The organism is Kitasatospora sp. NPDC024654 (assembly GCF_055559155.1).
Genome location: NZ_JBVHLF010000068.1, coordinates 24,501 through 41,258, shown reverse-complemented (window position 1 = coordinate 41,258; position 16,758 = coordinate 24,501). Strand labels below are relative to the sequence as shown.

The following is a 16,758-nucleotide window of genomic DNA, read 5'->3' as shown; positions in this document are numbered from 1 at the left end:
CCCCCCCCCCCCCCCCCCCCCCCCCCCCTCCCCCCCCCCCCCCCCCCCCCCCCCCCCCCCCCCCCCCCCCCCCCCCCCCCCCCCCCCCCCCCCCCGGCGGGGATCGGCCAGCAGGGTCATCGGACCTCCAACGCGTCGTGGTCGAGCCGGTAGGTGGCCTCGACCAGGTCGAGGGCGGCGATCCCGCCGTCCTGATGGGCGGCCGGGTCGGCCAGGGCGGTCTCGAAGGCGGCCAGGATGCCCTGGTACTCGTGCCAGAGCGAGGCCTTGAAGCCGTGGTGGCCGGCCAGCAGGTCGGCCCGGTGGACCGTACCGTCGGCCAGCTCGACTTCCACGTCCTTGCACTCGCCGTCGTAGGACCAGTCCAGCTCGACCCGGGCGCGTGCCGCCGGGCCGGAGGCGGTCGGTGTGCTGGCGGTCAGTTCGATCACGGCCTGCCGGTCCAGCCCGGTCGCGTCCCGGTCGATCCGGGCCGCGTCCACGGTGACCTCGCCGAGCAGCAGCCGGACCAGGTCGAAGGCGTTCGGCCCGTTGTCAGCCACGCAGCCACCGCCGCAGCGCGCCGGGTCCAGGTACCAGCGGTCCCGGCCGACGTGCTCCTCGATCCGCTCCAGGTAGCGGACGGTGACCTTGGTGATCGGGCGGCCCAGGCAGCCGGCGGCCAGTCGGATCGCCTCGGCGTTGTAGCGCCGGTGGAACGCGGTGAGCAGCGGCACCCCCCGCTCGGCGGCCAGCGCGGCCAGCGCCCGGGCGTCGGCCGAGCGGATCGCCAGCGGCTTCTCCACGCAGACCGGCAGGCCGGCCGTCAGTAGGTCGCGGCAGAGCGCGAAGTGGGCGTCGTTGGGCACGGTGACGATCACCCCGGCCAGCTCGGGATGGGCCGCCAACAGTGCCCGGTGGTCCCGGTGGGCGGGCAGACCGGCCGCCCGGGCGGGGGCCAGCGCGGCCTCCTCCAGGTCGCAGACGGCGGCCGCCCGCAGCCCGGGGGCCTGCTCCAGGGCGGCCAGGTAGAAGCGGGAGATGACGCCCAGTCCGATCACCGCGAGTGGACGCGGCGCCCCTGCCGCGGTCATCGCCCGGCCCCCAGCGGCGCGGGCGCGGTCAGGCCGGTCGTGGCGGCCAGCTCGGTCAGCTCGCGGTAGCGGGCCGGGGCCAGCGGCACGCCCTGCCGCCGGTGCCGCTCGGCCAGCTCGCCCTCCAGCAGCCCCGGGTAGCCGACCGGCCGGCCGGGCTCGACCGGCGGGCAGTCCAGCAGAGTGCCGAACAGCCCGCCGGCGTCCTTGTCGAACTCCGCCGCCGGCCGCAACGCGCCGGGGGCCACGGCCAGCGCGAGGAAGCCGATGTCGTCGTCCCGGCCGGTCGGGCCGCCGTCGCCGGTCAGCGCCTCGGCGGCCGGCCCGAGCCCGGCGCCGGCCAGCAGCGCGCCGAGCACCTCGACCACCAGCCCGAGCCCGTACCCCTTGTACGCGCCGCCCTCCGGGCTGCCGCCCAGCCAGAGCAGGTGCGCCTCGCCGCGGTCGAAGGCGGCCGGGTCGGTGACCGGCCGCCCGTCCTCGCCGGCCAGCCAGCCGGCCGGGATCCGCTGGCCGGCCCGGGCGGCGGCCCGGATCCGGCCGGTGGGGACCGCCGTGGTGCTCATGTCCAGCACGAACGGGTGGTGCGGCCCGGCCGGCGCGGCCACGCTGAGCGGGTTGGTGCCGAGCATCGCCACCCGGCCGCCCGGCGGGCGGGCGATCCGCTGCCGGCCGCAGTTGGAGGCGAGCAGCCCGATCCGGCCGCGCCGCGCCGCCCGCAGGGTGTGGAAACCCGCGCAGCCGAGGTGGGTCGCGCCGCGGACCGAGACCAGGCCGACGCCGTGCCGCCCGGCCCGCTCGACCGCGAGGTCCATCGCCTCCGGCGCGGCCCACAGGCCCAGCGCGCGGTGGGCGTCCAGCAGCACGGCGGCGCCCAGGTCAGCCAGCACCTCGGGCTCGGCGGCCGGGTCGGTCCGGCCCTGGTCGAAGAGCGGGAGGTAGAGCCGGGTGAGGTTGGTCAGGCCGTGCGAGGTCAGGCCGGTGAGGTCGCCGTAGCAGAGCGCCTCGGCGGCGAGCTCGGCCCGGGCTGCCGGCACGCCGCGTCGTTCGAAGACGGCGGCGGTGAAGCGCAGCAGCTCGGCGTGGGCCACCAGCACGGCGGGCGCGGTGCCGGCCGGCCGGGCGGCGGGGACGCGGGCGCCGTCGCCCTCCTCGGCGGCGGACGGCGGGGGCGCGGGGGTCAGCTGCGACATGCGGAGTCCTCGGCGGGGGTCGGGTGGGGCAGCGGGGGCTCGGGCCGGTCCGGCGGATCCTTCCGGGTCCGTGGGACCGGCCCTAGGGGTCGGCGTCGAAGGCGGCGATCAGGTCGGCGACCGTCCGGGCGAAGCGGGCCAGCTCCGCGGCGGTCACGAACTCGCCCTCCGCGTGGGCGTGGTTGCCCTCCAGCGTGCCCGGCCCGAGCACCACGGTGGCGGTGCCCGGCCGGTCGGCCAGCCAGATCGCGTCACAGGTGAAGGCGGGCTGGTCGGCGGGCCAGGCCGGCACGCCGGCGGTGGCCAGCAGCCGGGCGAGCCACTCGCCGGTGCTTTCGTCCGGGGTCAGCGCCGGCAGGCCGCGCTTGAGCCAGTCCAGCCGGGTGATCCGCTCGGCGTCGGCCGCCGTGCGGGCCAGCAGCGGGACGTCGGCGAACCGCTCGGCGAAGGCGCGCAGCCCGTCCGCGAGGGCGGTCGGGACGGCGGTGGCCAGCCGCTCGGCGGTGGCGGAGTCGGGGTAGGCCAGGTTGAGCAGCAGCTCGCCCCGACCGTAGACCCGGTTGTGCAGCCGGCCGGTGTGCAGCCCGGCCACGCAGAGCTGCCCGGCGCCCGGGTCGATGGCCGCGGCCAGGTGCTGGGCCAGGAAGCCGAGCAGCACGGTCGCGTTGTGGCCGGCCGCCGGACGGTCGTCGATGGCGTCCTCGCCGGTTGCCCGGATCCGAGCGGTCATCGCCGCCGTGGAGCGCGGCAGCGCGCGGTTGCCGGTCGGCTCGCAGAACACGTTGAGCCGGCCGTAGTGTCCGGCGGCGACCAGCGGACGGGTGCCGAAGGTGCCCAACGCGCCGCCCTCCTCGCCCGCCACGGCCTGCACCAGCACGCAGATCCGCTCGGCCAGCCCGGGCCGCTCGGCCTGCGCGGCCCGCAGGCCGGCCAGTAGCGCGACCGCCGGGCCCTTGGCGTCCACCGCGCCCCGGCCGGTGAACCGGCCGCCGTCCGGGCCGGGGTGGTGGCCGACCGGCTGCACCCCGGCGACGGTGTCCAGGTGGACGTTGAACATCACCGTCCGTTCCCGCGGCGCCGGGCCGCCGAGGCGCAGCAGCAGGCTCGGCTGGCGGGCCAGGAACTCCGGGTCGGCGGCCGCCGCCGTGCGCACCGGCAGCGGGACCTCGGGTGCCTCGACCCAGTGCGGCTCCGGGGGGCCGTGTCGCAGCACGGCGAAGCCGAGCTCCGCGGCGGCGTCGGCGTAGCAGAGCTGCGCCTCGGCCAGCCGGGCCGCGTGGTCACCGCTCTCCAGCGGCCCGGCGGTGGGCAGTTGCAGCAGGTCCAGCAAGAGCTGGTGGTCGGCCGGGGTCAGCACGGCCTCGGCCGGCTCGGCGGGAGCCGGCCCGGTCGGGGTCAGCACGGCACCCGCTCCAGACCGGCCGGGTCGGACCGCCAGCCGGACCCGCTCGCCACCCGCTCGGCGAGCGCGCGCAGCGCCCGCCCGCTGGCGAGGAAGGCCGCCCGGCACTCGGCCGGCCCGTCCCGGTGCCCCTCGTGCGGGCGGACCGCGAGGTGTGGCTCGATCGACCAGCCGCCCCGGTAGCCGCCCTCGGCCAGCAGCCGCAACGCGTCGGTGACCTGCGCGTCGCCCTCGCCGGGCAGCCGGTACTCGGGGGCCGCGGGCCCGCCGACCGCGTCCTTCACGTGCACGTGCCGGACGTGGCCGGCCAGTTCGCGCAGCATCGGGTAGGAGCGGTAGTCGTGCGCGGCGCCGTTGCCGGTGTCGAAGAGCAGGCCGAAGGCGTCCTCGCGGACGGCCGCCACCAGCCGCAGCGCCCGGGTCGCGTCCCGGCCGGCCCAGCCCGAGCAGTTCTCGTGCAGCAGCACCAGGCCGGCGTCGGCGGCCCGGTCGGCCAGCGCGCCGATCCGGCGGACCACCTCCCGCTCCCACCCGTCGTCCGGCCGGCCGTCGTTGGGGTAGGACATGATCCGTACGAAGCGGGTGCCGAGCACCGCGCAGCGCTCGGCCAGCACCGCCAGCTCGGCCAGCTCGGCGGCGAAGTCGCAGTCGACCGGGCGGGACCAGCCGCCGATCCGGGAGGCCACCACCGGTACCACCAGCCCGGCCTCGGCGATCCGGGCGGCGGCCCGGGTGAACTCCGGGCCGCTCAGCTGGTCCACCCCGAGGCCGTCCACCGTGCGCAACTCGATGGCACGCCAACCGAGTTCGAGGGTGACGTCGATCTGGTCGGTGATCCCGGGGGCGGCCTCGTCGGCCACTCCGCAGTAGAAGATCCGTTGCACGTCCAGCTGGGGCCCGGCCGTCAGCTCAGCGGGCATGGGTCAACTCCAGTTCGCGGTCGACCGGTTGGGAGGGTCCGGCGGTGGCCCGGCTGATCCGCTTGGCGTCGGCGAGCAGCCCGACCGCCCGGACGTGCTGCTCGAACTCGGCGGGCGGAAACGGCCGTTCGTCCAGGAATCGACCGTAGGTGCGCCGCAGGTAGTGGCCGAGCGAGTCGTCGGGGAAGACCTCGTGGGAGTTCAGCCGCCGCCCGGAGAGCCGGAGATGGGCGTACTCGTCGTCCGCGCTGCCCGGATAGTGGCCGATCGCCGTGCCGTGTTGGAAGCGCAGCGTGATCCGCCGCTCGCGGATCGGCGAGGCCAGGTTGGAGACGATCTCGGTGCGTACTCCACCGCGGTGCGCCAGCACCAGCCGGGCCGAGGCCAGCGCCGGGCGCAGCTGGTCGCCGACCCGCAGGTCCTGGCAGCCCGCCTGGACCACCTCGGCGTCCCCGGCGAGGCGAAGCGCGACCCCGAGCGAGTGCGGGATCTCGATGTCGAAGGCGGTCGGATGGCCGTGGGTGTGCAGCGAGCGGCGGATTCGCGGCTTGTGCTGGCGCACCGAGATCCGCCGAAGTGGTCCGAGTCCGCCCTGGACGACCAGCCCCTCCAGCCGCTCGGTCAGCGTGCTGGCCAGCCAGGGAGCGACCACCGAGACCGCCAGCCGCTCGATGCGGACCAGCCGGGCGAGCGCGGCGAGGTCGCTGTGGTGGGCGCTGAGCGGCTTCTCGATGATCAGCCGGCGGAACCCGAGCTCCACCAACTCGCCGACCAGGGCTGCTCGTTCCTCGGGTGGCGTGCAGAGGTGGACCACCGTGCGGGCCGGTTCCAGCTGTTGTCGGGCCGCCGCCGGCGAGGCGACCAGTCGGACCTCCGGCCCGCCGGGCACCGCTGCCGGCCGCGGGTCCACGGCCAGGATCGGGCCGTCCGCGAAGAGTCTGCGGCCCGGCTCGCGCCGGAGCCTGAGCAGCACGGGGATGTGCAGCCCGGCGCCCGCGCGGCCGAGACCGACGACCAGGGTGCGGAGCATCGCGGAGCGCCTCCAGGCGTGAAGGGATGGGGAGTTGGAGTGATGGGAGCCTGCCGGTGGACCGGTGGCACGGGAGGGGCGCGGGCCAGCGCCGGGCGCCCGCGCCGACCGGCCACAGCCTGCCGATCAAGCTGACGAGAAGTCAATTCGCTTTGGGGTGTTCCTTCACGAAAGGGTGGATTATCAACGATCAGCACTCTTTTGACGGTATTGCCGAGTGTTGTTGACGTAGCCTCGGGCCCCCGGCGCGGGATCATTCCGGATCCCCGCCGGTGATCCCGTCCGGCCGATCCCGTCCTCCCGAGGGGGAGCGTTGCAGCGTTCCGCGACCACCAGTCCCGTAGCCGGTACCGCGGCCGACGGCGGTCCGCCGCGGCAGATCGCCGCGCACCGCCGGGTGCCGTTCTTCAGTCAGGCCCGCGGCTACGCCGAACTCTGGCCGCTGATCGAGCGCTACGCCACCGAGGTGCTGGACGACGGCAAGTTCTCGCACGGCCGCCAGGTCGAGCGCTTCGAGCGCGCGCTGGCCGAGTACACCGGTGTCCGGCACGTGATCGGCGTCAACAGCGGCACCGACGCGCTGGTGCTGCTGCTGCGCGCGGCCGGACTGCGGCCGGGTGACGAGGTGGTGGTCCCGGCGTTCAGCTTCGTGGCCAGCGCCAGCTCGGTGGTGCTGGCCGGTGGCCGTCCGGTCTTCGTCGACATCGACCCGGAGAGCTACGCGCTCGACCCGGCCGGGCTCGAGGCGGTGCTCACCGAGCGGACCAGGTTCGTGATGCCGGTCCACCTCTTCCACCGGCTCGCCGACATGGCGGCGGTCGGCGAGATCGCCGACCGGCACGGGCTGACCGTGCTGGAGGACAGCGCGGAGGCGATCGGCATGCGGATCGGCGACCGCCACGCGGGCCGGTTCGGGGCCGGCGGGGTGCTGTCGTTCTTCCCGACCAAGACCCTCGGCGCGATCGGCGACGCCGGCGCGATCCTCACCGACGACGACGCGATCGCCCGGACCGCCGACGCGCTGCGCCACCACGGCCGGTTCGGGCGGACCATCGGCAACTTCCCGGCGATCAACACCAGCACCTCGCTGCCCGGTTGCAACAGCAAGATGGACGACCTGCAGGCCGCCGTGCTGCTCGCCAAGCTCGGCCGGCTGGACGCCGACATCGCCCGCCGCGCCGAGCTGGCCCGGGCCTACGACCAGCGGCTGGCCGGCCTGCCCGGGCTGCTGCGCCGGCCGCCGGTCGGCGGGATCGAGGGCCAGGTCTTCTACGTCTACCTGATCGAGACCGAGCGACGCGACGAGCTGGTGGCCCACCTGGCCCGGCACGGCGTGGAGACCGAGACCTACTACCCGAGCCCGCTGCACCTGCAGCCCTGCTTCGCGGAGCTCGGCCACCGCCCGGGCGACTTCCCGGCCGCCGAGGCGGCCTGCACCCGCGCGGTGGCGCTGCCGCTCTACCCCGACCTCGAACTCGACCAGGTCGACACCGTCTGCGCGCTGATCCGCGGCTTCCTCACCGGTGACCCGGTCTCCGGCGGCGCCGCGCCCGACCCGGCAGGAGTCCCGGCATGACCCTCGGCATCGAAGCCCGCCCGCTGATCCCGTTCTTCCCCCCGGACCTCTTCGAGGAGGACCGCGCGGTGCTGCTCCGGCTGCTCCGGGAGACCGGTACCCACCCCGCCCAGCGCTTCATCCTGGGCGAGCGGACCGCGCGGCTGGAAGGGGAGTTGGCCGAGCAACTGGGCGCGGCCGACGTGATCGCCTGCGGCAGCGGCACCTCGGGGCTCACCCTGATCCTGGCCGCGATGGAGATCGGCCCGGGTGACGAGGTGGTGGTGCCGGCCTTCGGCTGCGCGCCGCTGGCCTCCAGCGTGCTGAGCGTGGGCGCGGTGCCGGTCTTCGCCGACGTCGACCCGTGGCTGATGGTGGTCGATCCGGAGTCGATGGCGAGCCGGATCACCTCGCGCACCAAGGCGTTGATGCCCGCGCACGTGTTCTCGGTGATGGCCGACATGCCGGCCGTGGCGGCGCTGGCCGAGCGGCACGGCCTGCGGCTGCCGGAGGACTCCGCGGTGGCCCAGGGCGGCGTGCTGGCCGGCCGTCCGGCAGGCCTGTGGGGCGAGGCGGGGGTGTACTCGTTCGTCCAGGTGAAGACCTTCGGGATGGCCGGCGAGGGCGGTGTGGTGGTCACCCGGAACGCCGAACTCGGGCGCACGGTGAGGATGTTGCGCAACCACGGGCAGGACGGCCGGGAGCGCTTCCGACACCACCGGATCGGCTGGAACAGCCGCTTCGACGAACTGCAGGCGGCCTTCCAGCTGCACCGGTTGCCCGGCCTGCCCGCCCGGCTGGCCCGCCGGGCCGAGATCGCGGCCTACTACGGCGAGCGGTTCGCCCCGCTCGCCGAGCGCGGGGTGCTGGCCCCGCCGCCGGGTGTCGAGGGCCGCTGCTACTACGTCTACACGTTGCTCGCCGAGCGGCGGGACGCGCTGCGCGACCACCTGGCCGCCAGCGGGGTGGCCTCGCACGCCTACTATCCGCAGGCACTGCCCCGGCAGCCGGCCTTCCAGCGCTACGTCCGGCCGGGCGCGGACTGCCCGGCCGCCGACCGGGCCGCCGCGCGGGCACTGTCCATCCCGGTCTATCCGCACCTGACGGACACCCAGGTCGAGCGGATCGCCGACGCGGTCACCGAGTTCGCGCTCAACTGACTCTCCTTGCCGTCTGGTTGGCGGATCGCACGACTACGAACGGGCCCGTGGCGCCGGTCAACACCGGTCACCACGGGCCCGCCGTGCGAGTGAAGATCAACGCCCATCCGGGTGATCTTGGTGACTGTCGGCGCGGCCGCTCGTGGCGCCCGCGGGACCGCGAGATCCCTTGGCGCACAAGGGAGGGCACCGCCCGATCCGCCGCGACACGCAGGGTGATCGACTGAATCCCCGCTGTGATCAACTGGCGCCGCAGTCGGGCACCGGGCCCGGCGCGTCCAAGGAGGACCCATGCAACTCACGGCCAAGCGTTCCGTCGCCCTCGCGATCGCCGGTCTCGCGGTCGGGACGGTCGGCGCGCTGACCGTCCCTGCTCTGGCGAGCAGCCAGTCGGTGCGGGTGGCGAACGTGCCGTCCCTCACCCTGGACTTCAACGGCACCAATGACGAGGCCGGCTCGGCCCAGTCGGTGGGCACCGCCTTCGGTGGCACCGCTCGGGTCAAGGACACCAACGGCAACCTCATCGGCACCGCCTACGACCTCTGCGACAAGGACCGGATCGGCGGCAGGACCGACGAGGTCTTCTGCACCGGCCTGATCGAGATCAAGGACCAGGGCAAGATCTCCTTCAGCGTGGTGCTGCCGATCAGCAACGACCCGGGCCGCCCCGACGACCGCCCGGTCAGCGGCGTCGTCAGCGGCGGGACCGGCGCGTTCGAGGGCATCACCGGCGAGGCCCGGCTCCAGCCGCGCCAGCAGGGCGTCTACGACCTGAACTTCAGCTGAGCCTGACGCAGTACGCGGGGAGCCGCCGACTCGTCGGCGGCTCCCCTTCGTTCGCCCACCCACGAGTGTGGAGGAGCCGCATGTCCGACCTCATCGCCCGTCCCGCCGAGCCCGAGTACGCCTTCGGGGACCTCGGGGACGCCGTCCGGGACCAGGCCGCCAGCCGGTCCGCCGCCTACGACCCGTTCACCACCGAGCGGTTGGCCGCCACCGGGCTCGGCGCCGGCTGGCACTGCCTGGAGGTCGGCGCCGGTGAGGGCGAGATCGCGCGCTGGCTGGCCGAGCGGGTCGCGCCCGGCGGCCGGGTACTGGCCACCGACCTGTTCCCCGAGCGGGTGCCGGCCCACCCGAACCTGCGGGCCGAGCGCCACGACGTCGGTCACGACCCGCTGCCCGAGGCCGCGTTCGACCTGATCCACGCCCGGCTGGTGCTGCAGCACGTGCCGAACCGGCGGGCCGCGCTGGACCGGCTGCTCACCGCGCTGCGTCCCGGCGGCTGGCTGCAGATCGACGAGTTCGACGTCTCCTACGGCCCGGTGCTGACCGCGCCCGACGAGGCCTCCGCGCGGCTCTACGAGGACTTCCTGGCCGCCAAGAACCGCGCCTTCGAGCGCGCCGGCGGCCGGCCGGTCTGGGGACGCGAGTGCGCCGCCGAGCTGCACGCGGCCGGCTTCACCGCGATCGACCCGCAGCCGCGGATCGTGCTCTGGTCGGCCGGCCACCCCGGCCTGGAGCTGCTGGTCAGCCACACCCGCACACTGCGCGAACGGCTGCTGGCCGAGGGGCTGACGGACGCCCAGCTGGCCGGGGTGCGCGCGGTGATGCGGCACCCAGGGTTCCGGGCCGCCTCCTGCGTCCACTACTCGGTCCAGGCCCGGCGGCCCGCCCGCTAGCCGACCGGCCCAGTTCGCAGCAACGCCGTCACGAAGGGGAGTTCCACGTCCCATGGGAATCACCGCCGTCCTCACCCGACCACCCGGCCCCGCCCCGGCGCCCGCGGTCGTCTCCTGGCGGGTCTACGCGCGGCTCGCCAAGCTCGACATCTACGACTACTACCTGGCCACCCCGCTGCTGCTGGCGATGCTGCTGCCGGCCGGCGGCCCCGGCCCGGCCGGCTACGCGGTGCTCGCGCTCTTCCTGGCCGGCGGCGTGGCGATGTTCGCCGGCGGGTGCTCGTTCGACGACGTGACGGGCTACCGTGACGGCAGCGACGCGACCAGCTACGGCCCCGACGCGCCCGCCCGGCGGCTGGCCCGCAAGCCGCTGATCGCCGGCAGCCTCGGTGAGGCGCAGGCCGTGCGGTTCGCCTGGCTGGCCATCGCGGTCCAGTTCGCCTGCTGGACGGGGGCGGTGCTGCTGGCCCCGGTCCGGCCCGGCTGGGCGGTGCTGTCCATCGCGGCCTGCGCCTTCGCCGGGTTCCAGTACTCCTGGTGGCTCAAGCTCAGCTACCACGGCTGGCAGGAGTTCCTGCTGGCCTTCTACGGCTGGGTCTTCGTGGTCGCCCCCTACGGCCTGGTCACCGGCCGGATCGGGTCCTTCGCACTGGTCCAGGCCCTGGTCTTCGGCCTGGGCCCACTGCTCTTCGGCGTCTACTCCAACATCAACGACATCGCGGGCGACCGCGCGGTGGGCCGCCGGACCGTCGCCGCGCTGACCTCCCCGCGCGGCAACGCGGCCTTCATCGCCGCACTCTCCCTGGTGGAGGCGGCATTGCTGGTGGTGCCCTCGCTGACCGGCCTGGCGCCGTGGTGGTTCGCGGCCCTGATGTCCCCGGTGATCGCCCTGCGGGCCGGCCAGTTCACGCTCGGTCTGGCGGCCGGTGAGGTCCTGCGGGCCCGCCGGCTGGGCATCCACACCCACCGGGTCTGCTGCGCCCTGCTGGTGACCGCCTGCCTGATCAACGGAGGTGCCGCATGAGGTTCTCCCGCGCCCCGAGGCCGCTCGACCCCGGGCCGCTCCTCGAGACCCTGGCCGAGCGCGGCTCGCCCACCGTGGTCCGGCTCAGCCGACCGCTGGACCTCGCACCGGAGGCCGGCTGCACCTGGACGATCCCGCAACTGGCGGAACTCGTGCGGGAGATGTCGGCCGTGCTGGTCGCCGCCAAGGTCCGCCCCGGCGACCGGGTGGCGATCCACAAGCGCAACCACTGGGACTACGCGCTGCTGACCTGCGCCGCCACCCGGATCGGCGCGGTGCCCGCGCTGCTCTCCGACCAGCTCGCCCCCGAGGCGCTGGCCGTGCTGCTGGCCCGCCTCAAGCCCGTCCTGCTGATCTCCGACCGCCACACCCTCACACCCGGCTGCGCCGCCCACGGGGTGCGCACGCTCTGTCTCGACGGCTCCGCGCCCGGAGCGATCGCGCTCGAGGCGCTGCGCGGCGGCGCCGTCCCCGCCGTGCACCGCCGGCCGGACGACGAGCCGTTGGTGATCAACCACACCTCGGGCACCACCGGGCTGCCCAAACTGGTGATCCACTCCACCACCAGCCTGGTGCGCCGGCTCACCGGGATCGAGGCGCACCGCTGGCCGGTGGTCTCGGTCCGCCGCGAGGACACCGCGGCCAGCGCGATCGCCTTCGCCCACGGCCGGGCGGTCTCCTGGACGATCTCCGCCCTGTGGGCCAGGCCGCGGACCGTCCTGCTGCTCGCCGACGCCGAACCGTCGCTGGCCGCACCGCTGTTGCGCGCCCACCGGCCCTCCGTGCTGGAGGCGCTGCCGGCCACCTACATGCGGTGGCAACCGCTGGCGGGCGAACCGGACACCCCCTTCGCCGACCTGCGGCTGTGCATCAGCACCTTCGACGCCGTCCACCCGCCCACCGTGCGGGACTTCCTGGCCGCCTCCCGGCGCCGGTGGCCGATCTGGGTGCAGGGCCTGGGGCAGACCGAGACCGGCCCGCTCACCTTCCGCGTGCTCACCCGGCGCGCGGTCGCCGGGCGCGAGCAGCGCCACCCCACCACCCGCGACCTGGGCCGCCCGGTGCCCGGCTGGGTCGGCCTGCGGGTGGTGGACCCCGAGACGCTGCGCCCGGTGCGGCGCGGCGAGCCGGGCGTCGTGCTGGCCCGGACCCCCGGGCTGTGCGGCGGGTACGAGGGGGAGCCCGAGCGCTGGCAGGCCAAGCTGACCGGGCGCTGGTTCAACACGGGGGACCTCGGGGTGCGCACCCGCACCGGCAGGCTGCGGCTGTTGGACCGCGAGGTGGACATGATTCCCGGGCTGAGCTGCGTCGAGCTGGAGGACGTGCTGCACGACCGGCTGCCGGAGCTGGCGGAGGCCGTGGTGCTGGCCGCCGGCGAGGGGCGCCCGCCGCTGCCGGTGCTGGTCACCCGGCACGGCGCGCTGGACCCGCAGCGCTGGCGGCACGCGGTGCGCGACCTGCCGCCGCTGGCCGAGCCGTTGCAGCTCGGCTGGGACGCGCTGCCGCGCACCGGCACCGGCAAGGTCTGCCGGCACCTGCTGCGCAGCCGCTACCTGGCGGGGGTCGCCGCCCACGGCACAGGGAGGTGGACCTGATGGCCGGCCCGGAGCTGGACGTCGCGGTGGTCGGTGCGGGCATCGCGGGCCTGGCCACCGCGCACCGGCTGGCCCGGGCCGGTCGCGAGGTGCGGGTCTTCGAGGCCACCGGGCGGGTCGGCGGTCGGATGGCCTCCAGCCGGCACCAGGGCTACCTGATCGACGAGGGCGCCGAGACCATCGCGCTGCGCGGGTACGACGCCACCTGGGAGCTGATCCGGGCCTGCGCTCTGCCCTCGGCGGAGGTGCTGCCCATCGAGCACAGCTACGCGCTGTGGCGCGGCGGGCGGGCCCACCCCCACTCCGGCCGCCCGCTCGGCCTGCTGACCGGCGCCGGGATGTCGCTGCGCGGGCGCCTCGACCTGCTGCGCTTCGGGGCCGCGGTCCGCCGGTCGGTCACCGCGTTCGGCGAGCTGACGGTCAGTGAGGCCGCCGGGCGCTACCACCCCGACCTGCACGACGCGCTGCTCCAGCCGCTGGCCGGCGGGTTCTTCGGCTGGCACTGCGAGCGCTCGGCGATCGGCCCGATGGCCGCCATGCTGGCCGCCACCGGCGGGGTCGGCGCACGCTGGCTGACCTACCGGGACGGGATGGACACGCTGACCCGCCGACTCGCCGAGCGGCTGCCGGTCACCACCGGCGCCACCCTGGCCCGGGTCACCGAGCGACCCGGCTCGGTGCTGCTGGAGTTCACCGACGGGGGCACGGTCAGCGCCCGGCAGGCGGTGCTCGCGATGCCCGCGCCGCAGGTGCTCGCGGTCCACCCCGGCCTGCCCGAGGACGAGCGCCCGTACCTGGCCGCCAGCGGCTACACCCCGATGCTCAAGGTGGCCTGCCTGCTGGACCGCGCGTTGCCCTCGCCGACCCGCAGTCCCAGCTGCGGCCTGCTGATCCCCGCCACCGAGAGCCGGGTGGTGGGCGGCGCGATCCTGGACCACCTCAAGGCCGCCGGGCGGGTGCCGGAAGGGCGGGGCATGGTCAGCCTGCTGCTCGCCCCCTGGGCCGTCCCCGACCTGCTGGGCGCCCCGGACGCCGAGGTGGTCTCGGCCGCCGTCACCGAGGCGGAACGCTTCCTGCCCGGCCTCACCGCCGCCCTGCGCACCGCCCGGGTCTTCCGCCACCGTCACGGCCTGCCCGAGGCCACCCCGGCCGCGTTGCGCCTGCGGCCCGCGTTCCTGACCCGCCCCCGCCGCCGGGTCGACTACGCGGGCGACTGGCTGTCCCTGCGTCCGAACAGCGAAGCGGCCGCCCACTCCGCCCTGCTCCCCGCCCAGCGGCTGGCCGCCGAGCCGGCCACCGCGGTACGGGGGTGACCCGGCAGCGGAACCGAGGCCACGACGACGGAGGGCCCCGACCGCGATGGTCGGGGCCCTCCGTCGTCCTGCTCCAGCGGTAGCGGTGGGATTCGAACCCACGGTGGAGTTGCCCCCACACACGCTTTCGAGGCGTGCTCCTTTGGCCGCTCGGACACGCTACCGAGAGGAGACTCTACCGGACGGGTGGCGTGGTCACGAAATCCGTTGGGATCGCTGGGCCGGCGGGCGGTGGCTCGGTGGTGGGCGTCTCAGCGGTGGGTGTCGAAGAAAGCGCGCAGCTGGGCCCCGCAGTCCTCGGCGAGCACGCCCCAGACGACCTCCGGCCGGTGGTTGAGCCGGCGGTCGCGGACCACGTCGAAGAGCGAGCCGGCCGCGCCCGCCTTCTCGTCCAGCGCGCCGTAGACCACCCGGTCGACCCGGGAGAGCACGATCGCGCCCGCGCACATGGTGCAGGGCTCCAGGGTGACCACCAGCGTGCAGCCGCTGAGGCGCCACTCGCCGAGCGCGGCGGCGGCCTCCCTGATGGCCTGGATCTCGGCGTGCGCGGTGGGGTCGCCGACCGCCTCACGCTCGTTGTGGCCCCGGCCCAGCACGGTGCCGTCCGGGCCGAGCACCAGCGCGCCGACCGGCACGTCACCGGTGGCCGGCGCGAGTGCGGCCTCGGCGATGGCGAGGCGCATCGGCGCCGTCCACCGGTCACGTACCGGGTCCGGGCGCACCGGCGCCGGGAGCGGGCGCAGCGTCGGTAGGGAGTCGAGGTCGAGGTGGGGCTGCATGCCTTCCAGTGTCGGGCACCCGGAGGGCCCACCCGGTCCACCCGACCCCGCCGCCCCTAACGCACCGCCTCCAGGACGTCGGCGCAGCCGAGCGCGTCGGCGATCTCGCTCAGCGCGTCACCGGGCTCGGCGCCCTCGCCGCTGAGCTCGAGCAGCTCCTTCGAGCCCACCCCGAGGTCGGCCAGCAGCTCGACGTCGCCGAGCGGGCCGACCGGGACCCCGCCGGGCCCGGTGACCGGGCGGTCGTCGTCGTCCTCCTCGGTGTCGGAGTCGGCGAGTTCGGCGTCCTCGCCCTCCTCCAGCTCGTCGACCAGGCTGTCGAGGTCCTCGAACTCACTGTCGCCGGCCCGGCCGACCAGCTCCTCGGTGAGGACCACGTCCCCGTAGGAGCTGCGGGCCGCGGCCGCGGCGTCCGACACGAAGATCCGCGGATCCTCCTCGCCGTCCACCCGGACGACGGCGAACCAGGCGTCCTCCTGTTCGATGAAGACCAGCACCGTGTCGTCGTCCTCTGCCGATTCACGAGCCAGGTCGGCAAGATCGGCAAGGGTTTCCACGTTGTCCAACTCGGTCTCGCTCACATCCCACCCGTCACCGGTGCGAGCAAGCACTGCAGCGAAGTACGCCACCAGGGACTCTCCCAAATGGTCTCGGCCGTAGGCGGTCTCGGGCGAACGCGGTCTGGCCGCCCCCGCACCAGAGGCGGTCCGCTGTTCGGACCGTCCCATCGGAATCGTGACAGAAAGGCCGGCTTCGCGGGGGGTGTTCGGCACCGCGTCTTTGCAGGTCGTGTCGGAATCGGGGTCCACCGGGGTGCTTCGGCGGTGGGGTGGCGCGCGGGAGTGGCGGACGGGGTGTCAGATTCGGAAGGTCCGCATGCGCAGTGCCTCGCGCATCCGGCGCTCCTTGGTCTTCCGGGGCTGCACCCGGGCCCTCAATTCGCGGGCCTCGGCGAGTTCGCGCAGGAAGACGGCGCGGCGGCGCCTGCGCTCGGCCTCCGTCTCCAGGGGCGGCTCGGCGGGTTCCTCGGGGGGGCCGGCGGCCGACTCCGGTGTCATGTTCATATGGTCTGACTTTCCCGGGTGGGGAGGTTTGATACCACGGCAACGTCGCTACCTGGGCGAGGACACGGCCAGGACGCCACGGGCGGTCCGACCGGAGCGAGGTCGTACCCGCGTCCAAACGCCGTTAAGGTCGGAACCATGCGGATCCACGTCGTCGACCACCCCCTGGTGGCGCACAAGCTCTCCACGCTGCGCGATGAGCGCACCGACTCCCCGACCTTCCGTCGCCTCACCGACGAGCTGGTCACGCTGCTGGCCTACGAGGCCACCCGGGACGTGCGGACCGACGAGGTCGAGATCACCACTCCGGTCGCGGTCACCACCGGGACCCGGCTCAGCTACCCGCGCCCGCTGGTGGTGCCGATCCTGCGGGCCGGCCTCGGCATGCTGGACGGGATGACCCGGCTGCTGCCGACCGCCGAGGTCGGGTTCCTCGGCATGGTGCGCAACGAGGAGACCCTGGAGGCCTCCACCTACGCGACCCGGATGCCGGACGACCTCTCCGGCCGGCAGGTCTACGTGCTGGACCCGATGCTGGCCACCGGCGGCACCCTGGTCGCCGCGATCCGGCTGCTGATCGACCGCGGCGCGACCGATGTGACGGCCGTGGTGCTGCTCGCCGCGCCGGAGGGCGTCGCGGTGATGGAGCAGGAGCTGGCCGGGCTGCCGGTGACCGTGGTCACGGCCGCGCTCGACCAGCGGCTCAACGAGAACGGCTACATCGTGCCCGGCCTCGGCGACGCGGGCGACCGGCTCTACGGCACCGCGGGCTGACCCGGCGCCCGGCGCGACGCCCCGGCGCACAGCACGAGGACACGGCGCCCAGCAGGAGAACACGGCGGACGGCCCGCACCGAGAGCTCTCGGTGCGGGCCGTCCGCCTCCCCCTCAGGATCCGCAAGCACCCAGAGCACGGACAGCAATGGGGGTCCCCCTCGGACCATCGGACAGCGTCGGGGACCCCAACTTCCG

At 75.1% G+C, this 16,758-nt stretch carries 16 protein-coding genes and 1 tRNA gene; 8 read left to right on the top strand and 9 right to left on the bottom strand.

Annotated elements, in window-relative coordinates; translation table 11 throughout:
* Positions 1-116: 116 nt before the first annotated feature.
* The 5 genes from ACZ38L_RS29775 to ACZ38L_RS29755 form a co-directional block, all read right to left on the bottom strand.
* Complete coding sequence (locus ACZ38L_RS29775) at positions 117-1,073, bottom strand: Gfo/Idh/MocA family protein (RefSeq protein WP_465698994.1); 957 nt, start codon at positions 1,071-1,073, stop codon at positions 117-119.
* Positions 1,070-2,266, bottom strand: coding sequence for an Ldh family oxidoreductase (locus tag ACZ38L_RS29770; protein WP_465698992.1), 1,197 nt, complete (start codon positions 2,264-2,266; stop codon positions 1,070-1,072). Before ACZ38L_RS29770 ends, ACZ38L_RS29775 begins: the two co-directional genes overlap by 4 nt.
* 82 nt (positions 2,267-2,348) lie before the next feature.
* Positions 2,349-3,668 (bottom strand): M20/M25/M40 family metallo-hydrolase, encoded by a 1,320-nt coding sequence (locus ACZ38L_RS29765; RefSeq protein WP_465698990.1) that lies wholly within the window; start codon positions 3,666-3,668, stop codon positions 2,349-2,351.
* Positions 3,662-4,588 (bottom strand): sugar phosphate isomerase/epimerase family protein, encoded by a 927-nt coding sequence (locus tag ACZ38L_RS29760; RefSeq protein WP_465698988.1) that lies wholly within the window; start codon positions 4,586-4,588, stop codon positions 3,662-3,664. The genes ACZ38L_RS29765 and ACZ38L_RS29760 overlap by 7 nt, the downstream gene beginning before the upstream one ends.
* Positions 4,578-5,618, bottom strand: coding sequence for a Gfo/Idh/MocA family oxidoreductase (locus tag ACZ38L_RS29755; RefSeq protein WP_465698986.1), 1,041 nt, complete (start codon positions 5,616-5,618; stop codon positions 4,578-4,580). The genes ACZ38L_RS29760 and ACZ38L_RS29755 overlap by 11 nt, the downstream gene beginning before the upstream one ends.
* A gap of 313 nt (positions 5,619-5,931) precedes the next feature.
* Here ACZ38L_RS29755 and ACZ38L_RS29750 point away from each other — a divergent pair, with 313 nt between their 5' ends.
* From ACZ38L_RS29750 to ACZ38L_RS29720, 7 genes are all read left to right on the top strand, one after another.
* Positions 5,932-7,194: a DegT/DnrJ/EryC1/StrS family aminotransferase gene (locus ACZ38L_RS29750; protein WP_465698984.1), complete on the top strand. Its 1,263-nt coding sequence runs from the start codon at positions 5,932-5,934 to the stop codon at positions 7,192-7,194.
* Positions 7,191-8,333, top strand: a complete 1,143-nt coding sequence (locus tag ACZ38L_RS29745) for a DegT/DnrJ/EryC1/StrS family aminotransferase (protein WP_465698982.1) — start codon at positions 7,191-7,193, stop codon at positions 8,331-8,333. The genes ACZ38L_RS29750 and ACZ38L_RS29745 overlap by 4 nt, the downstream gene beginning before the upstream one ends.
* 291 nt (positions 8,334-8,624) lie before the next feature.
* Positions 8,625-9,119, top strand: coding sequence for a hypothetical protein (locus ACZ38L_RS29740; RefSeq protein ID WP_465698980.1), 495 nt, complete (start codon positions 8,625-8,627; stop codon positions 9,117-9,119).
* 80 nt (positions 9,120-9,199) lie between these two features.
* Entirely contained in the window at positions 9,200-10,012 is an 813-nt protein-coding gene (locus ACZ38L_RS29735; protein WP_465698977.1) for a methyltransferase domain-containing protein, read from the top strand.
* A 52-nt stretch (positions 10,013-10,064) separates the two neighbouring features.
* Positions 10,065-11,036, top strand: a complete 972-nt coding sequence (locus tag ACZ38L_RS29730) for a UbiA family prenyltransferase (protein ID WP_465698975.1) — start codon at positions 10,065-10,067, stop codon at positions 11,034-11,036.
* Positions 11,033-12,631, top strand: a complete 1,599-nt coding sequence (locus ACZ38L_RS29725; RefSeq protein WP_465698973.1) for a class I adenylate-forming enzyme family protein — start codon at positions 11,033-11,035, stop codon at positions 12,629-12,631. Before ACZ38L_RS29730 ends, ACZ38L_RS29725 begins: the two co-directional genes overlap by 4 nt.
* Complete coding sequence (locus ACZ38L_RS29720) at positions 12,631-13,944, top strand: protoporphyrinogen/coproporphyrinogen oxidase (RefSeq protein WP_465698971.1); 1,314 nt, start codon at positions 12,631-12,633, stop codon at positions 13,942-13,944. The genes ACZ38L_RS29725 and ACZ38L_RS29720 overlap by 1 nt, the downstream gene beginning before the upstream one ends.
* Before the next feature lie 77 nt (positions 13,945-14,021).
* Here ACZ38L_RS29720 and ACZ38L_RS29715 read toward each other — a convergent pair.
* From ACZ38L_RS29715 to ACZ38L_RS29700, 4 genes are all read right to left on the bottom strand, one after another.
* Positions 14,022-14,108, bottom strand: a tRNA-Ser gene (locus ACZ38L_RS29715).
* Positions 14,109-14,195: 87 nt separating this feature from the next.
* Positions 14,196-14,723, bottom strand: coding sequence for a tRNA adenosine(34) deaminase TadA (gene tadA, locus ACZ38L_RS29710; RefSeq protein ID WP_465698969.1), 528 nt, complete (start codon positions 14,721-14,723; stop codon positions 14,196-14,198).
* Between the two features lie 56 nt (positions 14,724-14,779).
* Complete coding sequence (locus tag ACZ38L_RS29705) at positions 14,780-15,304, bottom strand: tRNA adenosine deaminase-associated protein (protein ID WP_465698966.1); 525 nt, start codon at positions 15,302-15,304, stop codon at positions 14,780-14,782.
* A 276-nt stretch (positions 15,305-15,580) separates the two neighbouring features.
* Positions 15,581-15,781: a hypothetical protein gene (locus ACZ38L_RS29700; RefSeq protein WP_396556220.1), complete on the bottom strand. Its 201-nt coding sequence runs from the start codon at positions 15,779-15,781 to the stop codon at positions 15,581-15,583.
* 144 nt (positions 15,782-15,925) lie between these two features.
* Between ACZ38L_RS29700 and upp the strand changes: the two genes are divergently transcribed.
* The gene (gene upp, locus ACZ38L_RS29695; protein WP_396556218.1) at positions 15,926-16,561 is read left to right on the top strand and encodes a uracil phosphoribosyltransferase; all 636 of its coding nucleotides are present in this window, start codon (positions 15,926-15,928) and stop codon (positions 16,559-16,561) included.
* The last annotated feature ends 197 nt before the right edge of the window (positions 16,562-16,758 follow it).